Annotated in this window: 16 protein-coding genes and 1 pseudogene; 7 read left to right on the forward strand and 10 right to left on the reverse strand. The window is 75.6% G+C overall.

Translation table 11 applies throughout. The annotated features are described in order from the left end of the window. Window position 1: 1 nt before the first annotated feature. Window positions 2-874 (reverse strand): FAD binding domain-containing protein, encoded by an 873-nt coding sequence (locus tag ACFW3D_RS06290; protein ID WP_500501963.1) that lies wholly within the window; start codon window positions 872-874, stop codon window positions 2-4. Between the two features lie 115 nt (window positions 875-989). On the opposite strand from ACFW3D_RS06290, the gene ACFW3D_RS06295 reads away from it, so the two are divergent. Continuing rightward, window positions 990-1,949: a LysR family transcriptional regulator gene (locus ACFW3D_RS06295; protein WP_500501966.1), complete on the forward strand. Its 960-nt coding sequence runs from the start codon at window positions 990-992 to the stop codon at window positions 1,947-1,949. Between the two features lie 232 nt (window positions 1,950-2,181). Further along, window positions 2,182-2,838, forward strand: a complete 657-nt coding sequence (locus ACFW3D_RS06300) for a hypothetical protein (protein WP_500501969.1) — start codon at window positions 2,182-2,184, stop codon at window positions 2,836-2,838. A 70-nt stretch (window positions 2,839-2,908) separates the two neighbouring features. Here ACFW3D_RS06300 and ACFW3D_RS06305 read toward each other — a convergent pair whose 3' ends face one another. Then, window positions 2,909-3,694, reverse strand: coding sequence for a tyrosine-protein phosphatase (locus ACFW3D_RS06305; protein ID WP_500501972.1), 786 nt, complete (start codon window positions 3,692-3,694; stop codon window positions 2,909-2,911). Window positions 3,695-3,827: 133 nt separating this feature from the next. Between ACFW3D_RS06305 and ACFW3D_RS06310 the strand changes: the two genes are divergently transcribed. The 3 genes from ACFW3D_RS06310 (at window position 3,828) to ACFW3D_RS06320 (ending at window position 7,295) form a co-directional block, all read left to right on the forward strand. Next, window positions 3,828-4,604, forward strand: a complete 777-nt coding sequence (locus tag ACFW3D_RS06310) for an enoyl-CoA hydratase-related protein (RefSeq protein WP_500501975.1) — start codon at window positions 3,828-3,830, stop codon at window positions 4,602-4,604. A 144-nt stretch (window positions 4,605-4,748) separates the two neighbouring features. After that, window positions 4,749-6,200: an MDR family MFS transporter gene (locus ACFW3D_RS06315; RefSeq protein WP_500501977.1), complete on the forward strand. Its 1,452-nt coding sequence runs from the start codon at window positions 4,749-4,751 to the stop codon at window positions 6,198-6,200. A 585-nt stretch (window positions 6,201-6,785) separates the two neighbouring features. Further along, entirely contained in the window at window positions 6,786-7,295 is a 510-nt protein-coding gene (locus tag ACFW3D_RS06320) for a GNAT family N-acetyltransferase (protein WP_500501980.1), read from the forward strand. A gap of 110 nt (window positions 7,296-7,405) precedes the next feature. Here the strand turns inward: ACFW3D_RS06320 and ACFW3D_RS06325 are convergent. The 5 genes and pseudogenes from ACFW3D_RS06325 to ACFW3D_RS06345 form a co-directional block, all read right to left on the reverse strand. Then, window positions 7,406-8,230 (reverse strand): annotated as a pseudogene (locus ACFW3D_RS06325) (lysylphosphatidylglycerol synthase transmembrane domain-containing protein); the annotation flags it as partial. Further along, a complete protein-coding gene (locus ACFW3D_RS06330; RefSeq protein ID WP_500501982.1) occupies window positions 8,227-9,078 on the reverse strand; it encodes an SAM-dependent methyltransferase in 852 nt (283 codons plus the stop codon). The pseudogene ACFW3D_RS06325 and the gene ACFW3D_RS06330, both read right to left, overlap by 4 nt. Next, a complete protein-coding gene (locus ACFW3D_RS06335; protein WP_500501985.1) occupies window positions 9,075-10,199 on the reverse strand; it encodes a glycosyltransferase family 4 protein in 1,125 nt (374 codons plus the stop codon). Before ACFW3D_RS06335 ends, ACFW3D_RS06330 begins: the two co-directional genes overlap by 4 nt. Next, window positions 10,196-10,594, reverse strand: coding sequence for a 6-pyruvoyl trahydropterin synthase family protein (locus ACFW3D_RS06340; protein ID WP_018561096.1), 399 nt, complete (start codon window positions 10,592-10,594; stop codon window positions 10,196-10,198). The genes ACFW3D_RS06335 and ACFW3D_RS06340 overlap by 4 nt, the downstream gene beginning before the upstream one ends. Window positions 10,595-10,618: 24 nt before the next feature. Next, window positions 10,619-11,599 (reverse strand): zinc-dependent alcohol dehydrogenase, encoded by a 981-nt coding sequence (locus tag ACFW3D_RS06345; RefSeq protein ID WP_500501988.1) that lies wholly within the window; start codon window positions 11,597-11,599, stop codon window positions 10,619-10,621. 115 nt (window positions 11,600-11,714) lie between these two features. Here ACFW3D_RS06345 and ACFW3D_RS06350 point away from each other — a divergent pair, with 115 nt between their 5' ends. After that, window positions 11,715-12,515, forward strand: coding sequence for a CDP-alcohol phosphatidyltransferase family protein (locus tag ACFW3D_RS06350; RefSeq protein WP_500501990.1), 801 nt, complete (start codon window positions 11,715-11,717; stop codon window positions 12,513-12,515). 187 nt (window positions 12,516-12,702) lie between these two features. Here the strand turns inward: ACFW3D_RS06350 and ACFW3D_RS06355 are convergent, their stop codons facing one another. The 3 genes from ACFW3D_RS06355 to ACFW3D_RS06365 all read right to left on the reverse strand — a co-directional run bounded on the left by ACFW3D_RS06355 (window position 12,703) and on the right by ACFW3D_RS06365 (window position 14,914). After that, window positions 12,703-13,386, reverse strand: a complete 684-nt coding sequence (locus ACFW3D_RS06355) for a RibD family protein (RefSeq protein WP_500501993.1) — start codon at window positions 13,384-13,386, stop codon at window positions 12,703-12,705. Window positions 13,387-13,532: 146 nt separating this feature from the next. Next, window positions 13,533-14,561 (reverse strand): TIGR03617 family F420-dependent LLM class oxidoreductase, encoded by a 1,029-nt coding sequence (locus tag ACFW3D_RS06360; RefSeq protein WP_500501995.1) that lies wholly within the window; start codon window positions 14,559-14,561, stop codon window positions 13,533-13,535. Then, window positions 14,558-14,914: an MmcQ/YjbR family DNA-binding protein gene (locus ACFW3D_RS06365; protein ID WP_500501997.1), complete on the reverse strand. Its 357-nt coding sequence runs from the start codon at window positions 14,912-14,914 to the stop codon at window positions 14,558-14,560. Before ACFW3D_RS06365 ends, ACFW3D_RS06360 begins: the two co-directional genes overlap by 4 nt. A gap of 174 nt (window positions 14,915-15,088) precedes the next feature. Between ACFW3D_RS06365 and ACFW3D_RS06370 the strand changes: the two genes are divergently transcribed. Beyond that, on the forward strand, window positions 15,089-15,568 hold the full coding sequence (locus ACFW3D_RS06370; RefSeq protein WP_500501999.1) for a winged helix-turn-helix transcriptional regulator: 480 nt from the start codon (window positions 15,089-15,091) through the stop codon (window positions 15,566-15,568). Window positions 15,569-15,588: the final 20 nt, after the last annotated feature.

Below are 15,588 nucleotides of genomic sequence, written 5' to 3' on the forward strand. Positions count from 1 at the left end.
GTCAGGCCTCCTGCCCCTGGGCGCGGGCGGCCGCGGCGCGCAGGGCCCGCACGGTGAGCTCGGCGGCGAGGTGCCGCTTGTAGTCGACGGGGCCGCGCTGGTCGGCGGAGGGCCGGCACTCCTCACCGGCGATGCGGCCCGCCTCGGCGAACCGTTCCTCGTCCGGCGGTCCGCCGCACAGGTACCGTTCGGCCTCCTCGGCGACGAACCGGGGCGCGCCGACGGCGGTCAGCCCGATGCCCGCCTCGGCGACCGCACCACCGGAGAGCTCCAGCACGGCGGCCGCGGCGGCGACCGCCCAGTCCCCGGCGCGGCGCTCCACCTTGCGGTAGGCGCTGGCGTGCGAGCGGATCGGCACCCGGACCTCGAGCAGCAGTTCCGCCTCGCCGAGCGCGGTCTCGTACGGCCCGAGGAAGAACTCCCGCACCGGCACCGCCCGCCGGCCGTCCGGTCCCTGGGCGACGAGGGTCGCGCGCAGCGCGCAGAACGCGGCGGACAGGTCCTCGGACGGATCGGCCTGGCAGAGCGAGCCGCCGACCGTGCCGCGGTTGCGCACCAGCGGGTCGGCGATCATGCGTTCCGCGTCGCGGAGGACGGGGAAGTGCTCGCCGACCACGGCCGAGGCCAGCAGGCCGGCGTGCCGGACCATGGCACCGACGGCGAGCTCGGCGCCGTCGACGCGGATGCGGGTCAGCTCGTCGAGGCCGTTGATGTCGATCAGCGCCTCCGGCTGGGCCAGCCGCAGTTTCATCATCGGCAGCAGGCTGTGCCCGCCCGCGATGAGGCGCGCCTCGGGCCCGTACCGGGTGAGGAGCTCGATGGCGTGGTCGACGCCGGTCGCCCGCGCGTACTGGAACGTGGCCGGGACCTGCATACCGCCCTCCTGGGGCCGGGCTCCCCCTGTGGCGTGATGCTGCGCCTCGCCGCGGCGCCGGTGCAATGGGCCGATAAGTCTTCACTTATCGGGGCGAAGGCGGGAAAATCAAGGGGTGACCGTGACGCAGCTCAGCACCTTCGTGCTGGTGGCCCGGCTCGGTTCGGTCACCGCCGCCGCGCGGACGCTGAACGTGAGCGAGTCCGCCGTGTCGCAGGCGCTGGGTGCGCTGCGCGCGCACTTCGGCGACCCCTTGATCCGCCGCGCGCCGGGCGGCGGCATGCGGCTGACCCCGGCGGGAGCGCGGCTGCTCCCCGTCGCCTCGCGCATGGTCGCGCTGAGCGCGGACGCGGAGGCCGCGGTGCGGGCGGCGCAGGGCGGGCCCGACGAATTGCGCGTGGTGGCCGCGGGCACGCTCGCGGAATTCGTGCTGCCGTCGCTGACGGAGGCCTTCGCCGAACGGACGGGCCGGCGCATCGACACCTCCTTCGGCGTCGCCACGACGAACGCGATGCGCGCGCTGGTGGAGCACCGCCTCGCCGACGTGGCGCTCGGCCCCGATCTGGGGGCGGTGCGCGGCGGGGACCTGGTCGGCGAGCCCGTCTTCCGCGCCGTGCTGGTCGCGGTGGCCGGGCCCCGGGCCCCTCGCCCCGCGGGACCGCCGTCCCGGTGGACGTGGCTGGTCGACGCCTCCGGCACCGACCCCGGCGCCGACGCGGGACGCCTGCTGCGCCAGCTGCGGGTGCCCGAGGCCCGCGTCCGGGTCTTCCCGCACCTGACCGCGGCCTGGGACGCCGCCGCGGAGGGCGCGGGCGTGGCGCCCGCGGTCGCCCATCTGGTCACCCCGCGCCTGCGCCGCGACGAACTGCGTCTGCTCGACACCCCGGGCACGCCCGCGGACGCCACCTGGTACGCCACCGTCCTGCCGCCGGGCTTCCGCTCCCCCGCGACCGACGTCTTCCTCCACTTCCTCCGCACCGCCGCGGCAACCCGCCTGATGGGCGCCCCCGGCACCGGCATCTCCCCCTCCCGCTCCCGCCCCGCCGTCCACGTCACGCTCTGGCCGACCGCCTGACCCCGCCCCGGCCCGGGGGGCGCGGACTCCCCGGACCGGCCGAGGGCGCGGTGCTCCCTCACGCCATCCGTCGTCGGGCCGGTCCCGCGGGGCAGGATCCGGCGATTTCGCCACGTCGAGATCGCCACCTGTTCGTGTTCCTCTCCCCGTGCCCCTCGCCCACGGCGGCCGCGCAGGTCGCGGGGCCGGTGACCCACGGGAGGGGGCCTTTCGGTGACGGTACGCTCCTGCCATGTCCCGATCAGCCGATGCCGGCCTCTCCCGGTCACCCGTGACCGCGGATGACCTCGATCTCGCCGTGCAGATGGCGGTGGCAGTCCTCCGGGAGGCGCCCCCGGCCGCTTGGGAGGGCAAGGCGGGTTCGCTGGAATGGGACTGCTGGGAAACCGTCGAACACCTCAGCGACGACCTCTTCGCCTACGCGGCACAACTGGGCCCCAGGACACCGCCCTTGGACGGCGAGGTGCCCTTCGTATGGGAGAGTCGGCGGCCCGGCGGCCCGGCGAACGCCATTCACGCGAACCGCGCGGCGGGGCCGGCCGGTCTGCTGCAGGTCCTGGAAGCGAGCGGGGCGCTGCTGGTCGCCATGGTGCGCACGACGTCTCCGCGGACCCGCGCTCACCACGTATTCGGTGTCTCGGACCCCGAGGGATTCGCCGCGATGGGGATCGTGGAGACGCTGGTGCACACGCACGACCTGGCACATGGGCTCGATCTCGTATGGAGCCCGCCTGCCGGTCTGTGCTCCCGGGTGCTCGCCAGGCTGTTCCCGCACGCGCCGTCGTCCACGGATTCCTGGTCCACGCTTTTGTGGGCCACCGGACGCGCCGACCTGCCCGGACACCCTCGTCCCACGTCGTGGCGCTGGGACGGCACGCCCCGGGCATAGGCCGTGCCCGAGGTGACGACTGCGCTCGGCACCCCGCCACCGGGGCGCACCACAGCACGAACGGCGGCGGTCACGGCGGGGGCGGGGTGACCAGGACCTCCCTCAGCCGGGTGAGTTCGGCCGCCGTCAGGCCGCGGTCGCGCAGCCAGGGGCCCGCCCCGCCGTGGGCGGTGTGGAGGGTGGCCAGGAAGCGGCGCATGACGCGCGGTTCCGAGGCCATGAAGGCGTGCTCCACGGCGGGGAGGTCGCGGTAGGAGGGGAAGCGGGTCAGGCGCTCGCGGATTCGGGCGACGCGCTGGGCGGTGAGCGCGTAGTCGGCGGCGATCGCCGGGGCGGGCACGCCGACCGCGTCGAGCAGGAGGGCCGCGAGGACGCCGGTGCGGTCCTTGCCGATGGCGCAGTGGAAGACGACGGCGTGCCGGTCGGCGTCGGCGACGACGCGGGCCGCCGCGACCAGCGACTCGCCGCTGCCGTCCAGTAGTCCGAGGTAGAAGCCGATCGCGTCGCCGTCGTCCGCGGTCGTCACCGGGACCGCGTCGGCGACCAGCGCCCGCACCCGGCTGACCGGCAGGCTCATCCTGCGTACGGCCGTGTCCGCCAGCAGGCCATGCCCTTCGCGGGCGGCCTCCTCCGGGCCGCGCAGGTCGAGGACGGTACGCAGCCCGTAGCGGCCGAGGAGGAGTTCGACGTCGTCCGCCGAGGCCTCCTGGAGGGTGCTGGCCCGGAACACGACGCCGCGCCGGGTCGTGCCCCCGCCCTGTACGGGCAGACCGCCCAGGTCGCGGATGTTGTCGACCTCGGCCAGCTCGACCCAGCGATGCGTCCCACCGGTGGATCCGTCCTGCGTCGCCTCCAAGGCGCCCTCCTCGTACCGTCCCCGGCCATCGTGCCGTGCGCGGCCGCCCCGGTCCACCGGCGACCGCGGCCGTGGGGATATCGTCGGCTGACCCCGGGACGCCCCGGGCGACCACCGACCGGAGGTGCCCGCCATGGCCCAGCCCGAGCCGAGCGGGGAGCCGCCGGTGCGCACGGAGCGGCACGGCCGGGTGCTGGTGATCCGGATGTGCCGTGCGCACAAGCGCAACGCCGTCGACCGGCGGCTGGCCGAGGCGCTCGACGCGGCGTTCAACACCCTGGAGGACGACCCGGAGCTGTGGGCCGGGGTGCTCACCGGCTCCGGCGGGGTGTTCAGCGCTGGCAGTGACCTGAACGCCATCGGCGACTACGTCACCGAGCGCGGCGGCGAGTACGGGCTGATCCGCCGTCACCGGCGCAAGCCGCTGGTGGCCGCCGTGGAGGGCGCCGCGCTGGGCGGCGGGATGGAACTCGTCCTCGCCTGCGACCTCGTGGTGGCCGCGTCGACCGCCCGGTTCGGGCTGCCGGAGGTCCGGCTGGGCCTGGTGCCCACGTGCGCGGGGCTGTTCCGCGGCCCGCGCGCCCTGCCCGTCAACCTGGCCAGGGAGCTGGTGCTGACCGGCGACCCGATCGACGCCGCGCGGGCGCACGCCGCGGGGCTGGTCAACCGGGTCACCGAGGAGGGTGAGGCCCTGGCGGGTGCGCTCGAACTCGCCGCGCGCGTCTGCGAGAACGCCCCGGTCGCCGTCCAGGCGAGCCTGGTGGCGATGGACGCCTGGCTCTCCGGCTCCGACGCGCTCGGCTGGCGTGCCACCGAGGAGGCGACCCGCACGGTGCTGTCCTCCGAGGACCGGCGCGAGGGCGTCGCGGCGTTCCTGGACCGGCGACCGCCCCGCTGGACGGGCCGCTGACGGCCCCCGTGACCGGCGGATACACGCACCCGGGTGACTCCGGCGTGCGCCACGCCGGAGTCCGGGCTTATCTGGAGCCGTGGCCGGTGTCGTCCGGACGCGGTCCGCCGCGCGCAGGAGGCGCCCCGAGCGAGGAGCTTCCTTTTGGCACGCAGGATTCCGCCGACCATCGCGGTCGCCGTGGTGTTCGTCGCCGCGCTGTTCATGGCGATCATGGACACCACGATCGTCAACGTAGCCGTACCGGCCATCGGCGAGGACTTCGGCGTGCCGGCCTCCGGGCTGGGCGGCGTCAACATCGGCTACCTGGTGAGCCTGGCGGTCTTCATCCCGGTCGCGGGCTGGCTGGCCGACCGGTACGGCACCCGCCGGGTGTTCCTCGCCGCGCTGGTCGCCTTCACCGGGGCGTCGGCGCTGTGCGCGATGTCCACCAGCCTCGAACAGCTCACCCTCTACCGGATCCTGCAGGGCGCCGGCGGCGGGCTGCTCGTCCCGGTCGGCCAGACGATGCTGTTCCGGGCGTACCCGCCCGCGGAACGGATCAAGGCGCAGCGCGCGCTGATGGTGCCGACCGCCATCGCCCCGGCCGTGGGCCCCGTGCTGGGCGGCTGGCTGTGCGACGCGGTGTCCTGGCACTGGGTCTTCCTGGTCAACCTGCCGGTGGGCACCGCGGCCGTCGTCTTCGGTCTGCTCTTCCTCCCGGACTACCGCCTGGAGCGGCCCGGGCGCTTCGACCTCATCGGCTTCCTCCTGGCCGGCGGTGGGCTGGCACTCGCGCTGTACGCGCTGACCAACGGCGCCAAGGACGGCTGGGGCACCGCGGGCATCCTCGTGCCGCTGGTCGCGGGCATCGCGGCGCTCGGCGCGATGGTGCTGGTGGAGCGGCGGATTTCGATGCCGATGCTCGACCTGGAGCTCTTCCGGGACCGGCTCTTCCGGGCCAACACGGTCGTGATGTTCCCGCTCAGCGCGGTCTTCCTCGGCACGGTGTGGCTCTATCCGATGTTCCTTCAGGAGGCGCTGGGCTTCAGCGCCTTCGAGAGCGGTCTGGCCACCTGGCCGGAGGCGGTGGGCGTGATGGCCGCCGCGCAGATCGCCCCGCGCCTGTACCGGCGGATCGGGCCGCGCTGGCTGATGGTGGGCGGTTCGGCCGGCATGGGCGTCTGCGTGGCGGTGATGACCGGGTTCACGACGGCCACCTCGCCCTGGGTGCTGCGCGGGGTGCTCTTCGTCCTCGGCTACTGCATCGGGCACGTGATGATGTCGGCGCAGAACGCCGCCTTCGCCACGATTCCCGCGCCCTCGACGGGGCGGGCCGCGACCGTGTTCAACATGCAGCGGCAACTGGGCGGTGCCTTCGGCACGGCGCTGATCGCCACGCTCCTGACGGCGGTCGGGACGACGACCGTGACAGCGGGCGGCACCACCACGTCCAACCTGGGCGCCTACCACGCCGGCTTCGTGCTCTGCACGGGCCTGGCCCTGATCTCCGCGGTCGCCGCGCTCTTCGTCTCCGACAAGGACGCCCTCGGCGTCGAGACCTCCCGCCCCGGCCGCCACGCCCGCCCCGACGCGGCCGCCTCGCCGGCCTCCTGACGTCCGCCGGCGGGCCGGCGGCAGCCGGGGCCCGGCAGCGGTGACGCCCGACCCGGAGCCTCGACACCCCGCGACCGGGGTGGGCGCACCCGACGGGCCGGTGACCGCACGGGGACGCCCGCGATCGGGCCGCTCGGCACGCGCGGCTCACGCTGACGGCGGGTCATCGACGCGGGCGGCACCACCTCCGCGCAGCCGTGGCACAGCACACCTGCCGCGCCTCGCACCCCGTCGTCCAGCCCGGCGGCACGGCACGGTCGGGGTCCGCACCGTCGAGGGCCGCGTCCCCTCCGCCACGCCGCGACCGCTTCGGATCGACGAGATCCACGCCGTCGTCGCCGGGTTCGCCAAGGACGGCGGGCCCGGGGCGGCTCAGCGGCGGCCAGGCGCGCGCCACGGCCGCCGGACCAGGGGTCCTCGGGGCGCGCGAGAGCTCGCCCGAGGACGACGAACAGCGGGAAAGCCGTGCCCGCGCCCGCGTGGACGGCCGGCGGCCGGCGTCGCAGCGGGCCCGGCCGGAGGCCCGGGACTGCGCGGGGGCCGATCGCGCGTCGCCGCCGCCATGTCAGGCCCTAGCATCGAGGCATGCCTCGCCTGGAACGTCTCCGTACCGATCACGCCGCCGCGCTCCTGGAGTTCGAGCGGGCGAACCGGTCGTACTTCGCCGCGTCGATACCGGACCGGGGGGACGACTACTTCGCGTACTTCGACGCGCGGCACCAGGCGCTGCTCGCCGAGCAGGAGACCGGGACCTGCCACTTCCACGTGCTGGTCGGCGCGGGCGACGAGGTGCTGGGGCGGGTCAACGTGGTGGACGTGACGGAGGGTTCGGCGGAGCTCGGGTACCGGATCGCCGAGAGTGCGGCCGGGCGGGGGCTCGCCACGGCCGCGGTTCACGAGGTGTGCGCCCTGGCGGCCGGGGAGTACGGGCTGACGACGCTGTGGGCGGTCACCACGCTGGACAACGCGGGCTCGCGCACGGTGCTGTCCCGTACGGGGTTCGTGTCGGCCGGCACGGTCGAGCTCGACGGCCGTCCCGGGCTGCGGTTCGTCCGCGAACTGGGCGACGCGGCGGCGCCGTCCGCCGAGGGCTGAAGGCGGGCGGCCATCGCGCGCAGGCCGGGCAGGGCGAGCACGGCGATCCCGGGGAGGCTGGAGACGAGGGTGAGCACCCCGTAGACGACGGCGGTCGCGAGGCCCTGCGCGGCGCCCAGCCCGGCCGCGCCGAAGGCGAGCGTCGCGGCGGCCTCGCGCGGGCCCCAGCCCCCGATGTTGACGGGCAGTCCCATCACGAGCAGGGCCAGGACGAGGGGCGGCACGAGCGTCGTGACCGGCGCCGACGAGCCGGCGACGCGGGCCGCGACCACGAACAGGGCGATGTGGCCGGCGAGTCCCGCCGCGGACAGCGCGACCACCCCCGGCCAGGTGCCGCGGGCGAGCAGTCCGCCGCGGACGTCGGCCAGCCCGGTGGCGAGCGCCTGCCGCCCCCTGGCGCCGCGCCGCCACAGCAGCCATCCGCCGAGCGCCACGAGGACCAGCAGCACGCCGGCCGTGACCTCCGCGGCCCGGCCCGGAACGAGGTCGCCGGCGATCGCCGTGACCAAGGCGGGCCGGGTGAGCAGGACGGCCCCGCCGAGCACGAGGACGACCACCTGGCCGCCGACGCGCTCCAGGACGACGGCGCGCACGCCGCGGCCGACGTCGCCCGAGTGCTTGCCGTGCCGGACGGCCCGGTCGACGTCGCCGAGGACCCCGGCCGGGAGCACCGCGTTGAGCAGCAGCGCCCGGTAGTAGTCGGAGACGGCCCGGGCCAGCGGGAGCCGCAGGCCGAGCCGGCGGGCCACCAGGCACCAGCGCCAGGCGCTCGTCACGGTGGTGAACAGGCCGATCGCGAGCGCGGCGAGGACCGCGCGGCCGTCGACGACCCGCAGGCCGTCGACGAACGCGCCGGTGCCGAGCCGCCACACGAGGGCGGCGAGGATGCCCGCGCCGATCAGCAGCCGCAGCCAGGCCCACAGTCGTTGCCTCACCGGGCCCCGCCTCCGGGCAGGGCGAGCAGGTCGCCGTGGCCGACGACGGCGGTCAGCCGCCCGGCCGCGCAGTCCTCGAGCCGGCGGCCTAGGTAGGCCTGCGCGGGGGCGGCCAGGCCGGGCTCCTGTTCGACGGCGGCGCCGACCCAGCCGCGCAGCCACTCGGCGGTGAGCGCGGACCGGTCCGCACCGAGCCGCCAGGGGCTCGGCCGGGTCGTGACGGTGGCGCCGTGCCGGGTGAACGCCCGGGCGGCGGTGTCGAGGGCGTCGGGGCCGAGCAGTGCGCGGCCGCCTGCCGTGCGCCGCTGGTGTGCGTTGAAGGCGGCGGTGATGTCCTCGTCGAGGGGGTCGGCGGGCCCGAGTTCGACCTCGCCGACCACGGAGAGGCCGAAGAGCACGGGGACACCGGCGGCGGTGCAGGTGGCGGCGAGGGCGTCGATCTCGTCGGCGGTGAGCAGGTCCAGCAGCGCGGAGCCGGTGACGAGCGAGGTCCCGGCGAGGTCTGCGGCGGCCAGCCGGGTGAGGTCGCCCTCGCGGGTCTCGGCGGTGACGGGGCTGCCGCCCGCGGTGAGGCCGCCGAGGCTCGCCGCGGCGAGGGCGAGGAGGGCGGGGTCGTGGTCGTGCAGGATCCAGTGCTGCGGTCCGGGGAGGCGGCCGCTGAGCCATCGGCCCATGGAGCCGGTGCCGCATCCGAGGTCGCGGACGACGAGCGGTCCCGCGCCGCGGGGCGCGCCCGCGAGGTGCTCGCGGAGCGGGCCGAGCAGGTCGTGGGCGCGGGCCGCGGCGTCGGCGTCCTCGCGCAGCGCGAGCCAGTGCGGTGTGAAGGGGGCGGTGTCGGACGTGGTCATCGGGTTCCCTCCCGCAGCAGTTCGAGCACCGCGTCCATCTGCCGCGCGGCGTGCTCCCAGCCGTGCAGCGTCCCGCGCCGCCGGCGGGCCGCCGTCCGCAGCCGGTCGCGCAGGTCGGCGTCGTCGAGCCAGCGGCGGAGCGCCGCGGCGAGTTCGGTGGTGTCGTCCGGGCGGACGAGGAGGCCGGGCGGTGTGCCGTCCGGTGCCAGGCCGAGTGCGTCGGGCACTCCCCCGGCGTCGGTGGCCAGGACGGGTGTGCCGCGCATCAGGGCCTCGGTGACGACCATGCCGAAGGTCTCGGCGCGGGACGGCAGGACGAGCAGGTCGGCGGCGGCGTACTCGGCCGCGAGGGGTTCGCCGGTGAGCGGGCCGGTGAGCTGCACGCGGTCGTCGAGGCCGTGCCGGCCGATCAGCGCGCGTACGCGTGCAAGGTGTTCGCGGTCGCGGCCGAGCGGGCCCACGCAGCGGCAGGTCCAGGGCAGGTCGGCGACGGCGGCGAGCGCCTCGGCCAGCAGGTCGTGGCCCTTGCGGGGGGTCAGCGAGGCGACGCACAGCAGCCGCGTGCCGTCCGGCGAGCCGGGCGCGAGCGGCGCGGGGTCGGTACCGGGGGTGACGACGTGGACCCGGTCGGCGGGCAGCGCGTGCCGCTCGGCGATGCGCCGGGCGGCCCAGGGGCTGGTGGCGACGACCGCGGCGGCGGCCCGCAGGGTCTCGCGCTCCAGGGCGTCGAGTTCCCGGGCGGCCGCGGGGTCGAGGCCGGTCTCGTCGGCGAGCGGCAGGTGCACCAGGACGGCGGTGCGCAGCCGGCGCGTGTGCGGGACGACGATCTCGGGGACGCCGCAGGCCACGAGCCCGTCGAGGAGGACGACGGCGCCGTCCGGCACCGCCGTGAGCGCCTTGGCCAGGGCCTGGCGGGCGGCGGTGCCGGGACGCGGCCACGTCCCCCGCACGGGGAGTTCCCGCAGCGGCCGGCCCGCCGCCGCAAGGGTCTGGCTCAGGCGGCGGTCGTAGACGTTGCCGCCGCTGGGTGCGGTGGCGTCGTCGACGTCGCCCGGGAGGACGACGTACGCGGGGGCCGCCCCCGCCGGAGCGGGGGCGGTCGAGCGCGCGGGCGTCCTCACAGAGAACGCTCGTAGCTCGCCCAGGCGACGTGCGACTCGTGCAACGTGACCGAGATGCCGGTCAGGCCGTGCGCACCCTCGCCGAGCTTGCCCGCGGCCACGCGGTCGGCGAGCCGGTCGGCGATGGTCTTCGCCAGGAACTCGGTGGAGGTGTTGATCCCGGAGAAGTCCGGATCGTCGTCGAGGTTGCGGTAGTTGAGCGCGGCGAGCACCGCGCCCAGCTCCTGGGTGGCGAGGCCGATGTCGACGACGATGTTGTCGGCGTCGAGTTCCGGGCGGCGGAACGTGGCGTCCACCAGGAACGTCGCGCCGTGCAGCCGCTGCGCGGGTCCGAAGACCTCGCCGCGGAAGCTGTGGGCGACCATGACGTGGTCGCGGACGGTGATACTGAACACGCGAGGACAACCTTCCCCAAAGGCCTAACCGGGACGGTAGGCAATACGGTGACAGAGCACGGAACGTTCACCGCCTGCGATCTCCTTCATCAGCAGGGGCAGTTCCTCGAAGTCGCTCTCGCCGGTGACGAGGGCGTCGTAGACCGGATCGGCGAGCAGGCGCAGGGCCAGGGCCATCCGGTCCGCATAGGTGCGCCGGGTGCGGCGCGTGGGTGAGACGGTGCCGACCTGGCTGCTGCGCACGGCCAGGCGGCGGGAGTGGAATGCCTCGCCCAGCGGCAGGCTGACCCGCCGGTCGCCGTACCAGCTCAGCTCGACGACGGTGCCCTCCGGCTCCAGCAGTTCCAGGGAGCGGGCGAGACCCGCTTCGGTGGCGCTGGCGTGCACGACCAGGTCGCAGCCGCCCTCGGCCGCGTCGGGGTGGGCGAAGCCGACGCCGAGCGCCTCGGCGACGGCGGCGCGGGAGGGGTCTACGTCGACGAGCTGCACCCGCGCCCCCGGGACGCCCGCGAGGACGGCGGCGACGCTGCAGCCGACCATGCCGGCACCGACCACGGCGATCCGGTCCCCGATCTGCGGGCCCGCGTCCCAGACCGCGTTGACGGCGGTCTCGACGGTGCCCGCCAGCACCGCGCGCCCCGCCGGGACGTCGTCGGGCACGGGCGTCACGGCGGCGGCCGGGACGACGTACCGGGTCTGGTGCGGGTAGAGGCAGAAGACGGTGCGGCCGAGCAGCCCGGGCGGCCCCTGCTCGACGAGGCCCACGTTGAGGTAGCCGTACTTCACCGGCCCCGGGAACTCGCCGTCCTGGAACGGCGCCCGCATGACCTGGTGCTGGCTCGCGGGCACCCCGCCCCGGAACACCAGGGTCTCGGTGCCGCGGCTCACCCCGGAGTACAGGGTGCGCACCAGCACCTCCCCCGCACCGGGTTCCGCGAGGGGCGTCTCCCTGACCTCGCCCTCGCCTGGTTCGCGAAGCCAGAACGCGCGCGCCGAACGCTCCACCGTTTTCCTCCGTACTCCATGGCGGGCAACAGACACCGGCCATCCAGGTGGTGCCGGGCCCGACCGTACGCGGCTGTGCCGCACAGGCGACAAGCGGGGACGTCTCATGACCGTGATGACCGTTGGATCCGAGTTCCGTGGGGGTACCGCGGGCCGTGAGCAGGCCGGGGCGGCGGCGGCCCAGTTGGCGCTGTTCGCCGCGCTGTGGGCCACCGTGGGCCTGGACACCGTCGGCTGGCTCGCCGGGACCGTCTACGCGGCGGGCACCTGGGCGCTGCTGGCGGCGGGCCTGCGGCGGGCGGGGCGCCGCTCGCTGGGCCCGGCCGACCACGTCACCCTGACCCGGGCGGTGCTCGTCGGCGGCGTGACGGCCATGGTGGCGGGAGGCGTCACGCACGGCGCCCCGCTGCTCACCGGGCTGACCGCGGTGGCGCTGGCCCTCGACGCGGTGGACGGCAAGGTAGCGCGTCGCACGGGCACCTCGTCCGCCCTGGGCGCGCGCTTCGACATGGAGGTCGACGCCTTTCTGATCCTCGTGCTGAGCGCACGGCTCGCCCTGACGCTGGGTCCGTGGGTGCTGGTGATCGGCGCCATGCGCTACGCGTTCGTGGCGGCGGCGTGGGTGCTGCCGTGGCTCAACGCGCCGCTCCCGCCGAGCTTCGCCCGCAAGACGGTGGCGGCCACGCAGGGCGTCGTCCTGCTCGTGGCCTGTTCGGGGCTCGTGCCCGCCGGGGTCTCGGCCGCCCTGACGGTGCTCGCGCTGGCCTCGCTCGTGTGGTCGTTCGGCCGCGACGTGCTCTGGCTGTGGCGCCACCGCCCGGCCCCGCGGTCCGTCGCGGGCTTCCCGGCCCCGGCCGCGGCCGCGGAGGACACCCGCACGCTGGTCTCCGCGTCGGCGGGCGGCCCCACCCCCTGACCCGGCAGGTCCGGGGCCCCGGGGGCGCCTTCCGCTGCCGGGGCGGCCGTTCCGGTCCGCAGTCGCCGACGAGGTCACCCCCGGCCTGGGACCCGCGCGGTCCACGCGCGGGCGGCACGGCCGCGGTTCATGGGGCCCCGGGGGCACGCCGAAGACCACCGCCCGGCGGGCGGCCCCGCCGGGGCGGTCAGGCGTCCTGGCGCGGCAGGTAGCGCAGCAGCACGACGTCGCCGATCTGGCGGGTCTCCGCGAGCGTCATCCGGTGCTGGGGGCCCTGGGGGAAGACCGCGGGGTGCACCATGCGCGGGGCGTCGGCCTGGCCGACGAAGAACGGTGCGTAGACGAGGTGGAGTTCGTCGACGAGGCCGGAGCTGAGGAACATCGTGTGGACGACGCCCCCGCCCTCGACCATGAGCCGTTCGACGCCGCGTCCGGCGAGGTCGGCGAGCAGGACACGGACGTCGAGCGGGTCGCCGGCGTCGACGACGGAGCAGCGGTCGCCCAGGCGTTCGCGGACGCAGTCGCTCGCGCCGGACGTCGTGTAGACGACCTTCTCGCACTCCCCGGTGGTGAAGAACCGGGCGCCGGGGTCCAGTTTCCCGCTCTCCGTGACCGTGACCTTGACCGGCGTCGGCGACAGCCCGGCGCGGACGCGCCGTTCGCGGCGCTCGGGCGAGCACACCAGGAGCCGGGGGTCGTCGGAACGTATGGTGTTGGCCCCCACGAGGATGGCGTCCACCCCGGCGCGGACCTCGTCGATCCGGTCGAAGTCCTCCTCGTTGGAGAGCAGCAGCCGGGTCGTGCTCGTGTCGTCCAGGCATCCGTCCAGCGAGGAGGCCACGGACAGCAGTACGTACGGGCGCGATCTCATGGGGACACACTGCCGCACGTAGGCGTTCGCGGATGGGAAGGTTCCGTAAGTCGCGCGGAAGCCTCCGGATGGATGTAGGGTCCGCCGATCGTCGTGCGGCCTGGTCAGGGCCAGTCGGCCCGGCGGCCCGGCGGCCCGGCGGCCCGTCAGTCACGCACCCCGTTGAGGACGTCGAGGGCCAGGGTGTCGTCGGCCTCGTCGGGCAGGGAGACGGTGACGCGTGTGCACAGTCCCGCGAAGCGGTCGCGCACGGCCCGGCCGACGGCCCGCGGTTCGCCGTGGACGGCGAAGGCGTCCAGGACGTCGTCGTCGACCAGCCGGCCCATCTCCGCCCAGCGGCCGCGCACGGACAGCCGGTGCAGTTCGTCGTGGAGATCGCCCCAGCCGTGGAGGTCGAGCACGGCACGGTAGGCGGGGGTGGACGCGTAGAACGCGATCCGCTCGCGGGTGGCGGTGAGGGCCGCCGCGTACTCCTCCTCGGTACGGCCGGTGGCCACCAGGGCGTTGCACACCACGTCGAAGGGCTGCCCGGCGTGCGCGGAGGCCTCCCTGGCCTTGCGGACGACGGGCAGCGTGACCTGCCGGAGGTAGTCCGCCGAGGTGAGGGCGTGGCAGATCAGCCCGTCGGCGGTCTCGCCCGCGACGGCGGTCATCATCGGGCCGACGCCGGCGAGCCAGATGCGGGGCGGCCCGGACGGCAGGGGGCCCGGGTCGAACATCGGCGTCATCAGGGTGTGGGTGTAGAACTCGCCGCGGAAGCGCAGCCGTTCGCCGGTCTGCCAGCTGTGCCAGATGGCGCGCAGGGCGCCCGCGAACTCCTTCATGCGGGCGGCGGGGCGCGACCAGGGCATGCCGTAGCGGTGGGTGATGTGCGGCTTGACCTGGGAGCCGAGGCCGACGGACAGCCGCCCGCCGGAGAGCCGCTGGACGTCGTAGGCGGCCGTGGCCACCGTCATCGGGTTGCGGGCGAAGGCGATCGCGACGCCGCTGACCAGGTCGGCCCGCCGGGTGGCGCCCGCGGCGAGGGCGAGCTGGAGGAAGGCGTCGTGCCGCATCTCGTTGACCAGCACGCCGTCCGCGCCGTGCGCCTCGGCGCGGGCCGCCGCGGCGGCGGTCCGCTCGATCGGCCCGGTGAAGGTGAAGTCGGCCTTGAGGGGCACGGCCGGGGCGGTCACGCGCCGGCTCCCGTCGCCGGGCCGGCGGCCTCGGTGAGTCGCGGGGGCGCCGCCTGCCGCCAGGAGTCGGCGACGATGTCGCGGAGCTCGTCCATGTCGTCCAGGGCGGCGAGCCGCACCCGCACCCAGTTCGACCCGGCCTCGTGCGGCGGGACCCAGAACTTCCCGGGCTCGGCCGCGATCAGCTCGCCCCGCTCGTGCATGGGGCAGCGCACCGCGAAGGAGGTCTCGTCGTCGGGCAGCGTGAGGTACATCTTCCCGGCGACCCGGAACGTGGGCATGCTCCAGGCCTCCTTCTCCACCGTCTCGGGCAGCGAGAGGGCGATGCGTCGGACGTCTTCGGAATCGGGCATGCGCCCACCGTAGCCATCGCCTCCGACAACGGGCGTGACGCGTGCCCGCCCCTCCGGCCGGGGGCCGGGGCTGAGTAGCAAGAGGAAACCTAGGTGTACACTGTCCTTCCGCCGCCGCGCGGTCGCGACGACCCGGCGGGGCGGCGAACGCATCGTCCCAGGAGGTGAGCGGCAGTGGCGACCGGACGGCACGTGTCGGGTCCCGAGGAGGACCAGCCGGCCTGCTCGATCGAGCGGAGCCTGCAGATCCTCGGTGAGCGCTGGTCCCTGCTGGTGCTGCGCGAGATCTTCGCCGGACGGCACCGCTTCGCCGAGATCCAGACCTCGCTCGGGATCGCGCCCAACCTCCTCAGCACCCGGCTCAAGCTGCTCGTCGACGCCGGGGTCCTGTGCACGCGCACGTACCGGGAACCGGGCAGCCGGCAGCGGCAGAGCTACCACCTGACGGACGCCGGGCGCGAGCTCGACCTCGTCATGGCCTCCCTCCAGCAGTGGGGCGACCGCCACCGGCCACGCCCGTCCGGCCCCTCCGCGCGCCGGCGCACGCACTCGACCGGCCAGGCCGTCCACGTCGGCTTCCTCACCGACGACGGCCGCGAGGTGCCGGGGACCGACGTGTCCATCGCGGTGACGCAGCCCACCGGGGCGGTCTGACCGGCGGCCCGGCCGGCGGG

Origin of the sequence: Streptomyces sp. NPDC058864 (assembly GCF_042742985.1) — a bacterium.
GTDB lineage: Bacteria > Actinomycetota > Actinomycetes > Streptomycetales > Streptomycetaceae > Actinacidiphila.

What these genes read in the sequence shown, in the direction of transcription:
- ACFW3D_RS06350 (WP_500501990.1), top strand. Translation starts at nt 11,715, where the DNA reads ATGACCGTTGGATCCGAGTTCCGTGGGGGTACCGCGGGCCGTGAGCAG.
- ACFW3D_RS06365 (WP_500501997.1), bottom strand. Translation starts at nt 14,914, where the DNA reads ATGCCCGATTCCGAAGACGTCCGACGCATCGCCCTCTCGCTGCCCGAG.
- ACFW3D_RS06330 (WP_500501982.1), bottom strand. Translation starts at nt 9,078, where the DNA reads ATGACCACGTCCGACACCGCCCCCTTCACACCGCACTGGCTCGCGCTG.
- ACFW3D_RS06355 (WP_500501993.1), bottom strand. Translation starts at nt 13,386, where the DNA reads ATGAGATCGCGCCCGTACGTACTGCTGTCCGTGGCCTCCTCGCTGGAC.
- ACFW3D_RS06300 (WP_500501969.1), top strand. Translation starts at nt 2,182, where the DNA reads ATGTCCCGATCAGCCGATGCCGGCCTCTCCCGGTCACCCGTGACCGCG.
- ACFW3D_RS06320 (WP_500501980.1), top strand. Translation starts at nt 6,786, where the DNA reads ATGCCTCGCCTGGAACGTCTCCGTACCGATCACGCCGCCGCGCTCCTG.
- ACFW3D_RS06310 (WP_500501975.1), top strand. Translation starts at nt 3,828, where the DNA reads ATGGCCCAGCCCGAGCCGAGCGGGGAGCCGCCGGTGCGCACGGAGCGG.
- ACFW3D_RS06290 (WP_500501963.1), bottom strand. Translation starts at nt 874, where the DNA reads ATGCAGGTCCCGGCCACGTTCCAGTACGCGCGGGCGACCGGCGTCGAC.